Source organism: Oleiphilus sp. HI0123 (genome assembly GCF_001635315.1).
Map to the genome: position 1 here is coordinate 1 of NZ_LWGE01001468.1, position 1,482 is coordinate 1,482.

Consider the following 1,482-nt stretch of genomic DNA (forward strand, 5'->3'; position numbering starts at 1 on the left):
CTTTAAACTCTTTTGAATAATGCTTCACTCATATTCTCTTACCGCCTCCTATTCAATTATTAAAAATTAACAGAGGCGACAACTATCCTGACACAGGGGGTTCTGAATCAGCTTCAAAACAAAATCTATAACTCATACTATGAACAAACTTCTTATCCAATGCCTTGATCTGGCACAAAGACTTATTAATACCTGATAATTCCGCCAATAAATTTACATTATTTTTAAGCTCGTAACTCTGCAGCTGGTGTTTTTTTGAACTACACTTAAAAGATTGCTTTGGCCTTCCAAATACGCGGCTATTACCTTTAACCAGTAGACTTTTAACTTTGAATAACATAACAAAGAAAGCAAGCAACGCCCACGTACAGATATTGCCCAGTATAGCGCTACGGGTTGCTAGAGGCACATCAACCGTCTCGTTATTCTTTCTTCTGTATCTGAGTATGTTGATTGGCTCCACAAGCGCTTACGCAGATGAGCATCTCAGCCCATCACTCAAAAATGTCAGTATACAACTGAAGTGGAAACACCAATTTCAATTTGCAGGATTCTACGCAGCCCTGGAAAATGGCTATTACCAAGATGCCGGTTACAACGTCGAGATCAGAGCTGCCGGTCCTGATATAAACCCCATCACAGAAGTGCTTGAGGGTAAGGCTGATTATGGCATAGCCAATGCTGAGCTTGTGCTCTATCACCTGAACGGCAATCCTCTCGTCGCATTAGCAGCCATTATTCAACACTCGCCAATCGTATTGATGACTTTAAAGAAGAATAATCTGCTAACTCCACAAGACTTAATCGGTAAACGCGTGATGTACCCAGAGGGACATTACGGTTCAAATACGTTAGGACTGTTAAAGAAAGAAGGGATTAATGAGTCACAAATTGAGTCGGTGCCCTTATCCTACAATATTCAGGATTTAATCGATGAAAAAGTCGATGCAATGGTTGGTTATATAACCGATCAACCCTTCCAGCTGAGACAAAGAGGTGTCGAATACAACCTTATAGACCCTCGTGTTTACGGAATAGACTATTACGGAGACGTGTTATTTAGCACAGAGTCTAAAGTTGATGAGCATAGCGATGAAGTGAAAGCCATTAGAAAAGCCAGTATTGACGGCTGGCGTTACGCTATTGAGAATCCAGATGAGCTTATTGAGCTCATCAAGAATAAGTATCAATCAGAACTCAGCATTGAAGAACTCCGCCATGAAGCTCAGGAGACCATTCGTCTAATCGTTCCCAAACTGGTGGATCTGGGACACATGAACCCAGGAAGGTGGCAGCACATCGCTGACTCGTTTACCGATCTTGGCATGAGCACTGGCGAATTGAACCACGAGCGTTTCATTTACTCTCCTGAACTAAATGAAGCCAGCCAACTGACGCGTCAGGTACTCCAAGTTTCCAGTATTATATTTGTTATTGGCGCAGCCTTTATTTCAATCTTATTCTATGTCAATAAAAACCTGA

General features: G+C 41.6%; 1 protein-coding gene. It reads left to right on the forward strand.

The window, feature by feature from the left end; all coding sequences use genetic code 11:
* Positions 1-329 precede the first annotated feature (329 nt).
* A partial coding sequence (locus A3761_RS19310) for an ABC transporter substrate-binding protein (RefSeq protein ID WP_197473123.1) occupies positions 330-1,482 on the forward strand: 1,153 nt, incomplete at its 3' end.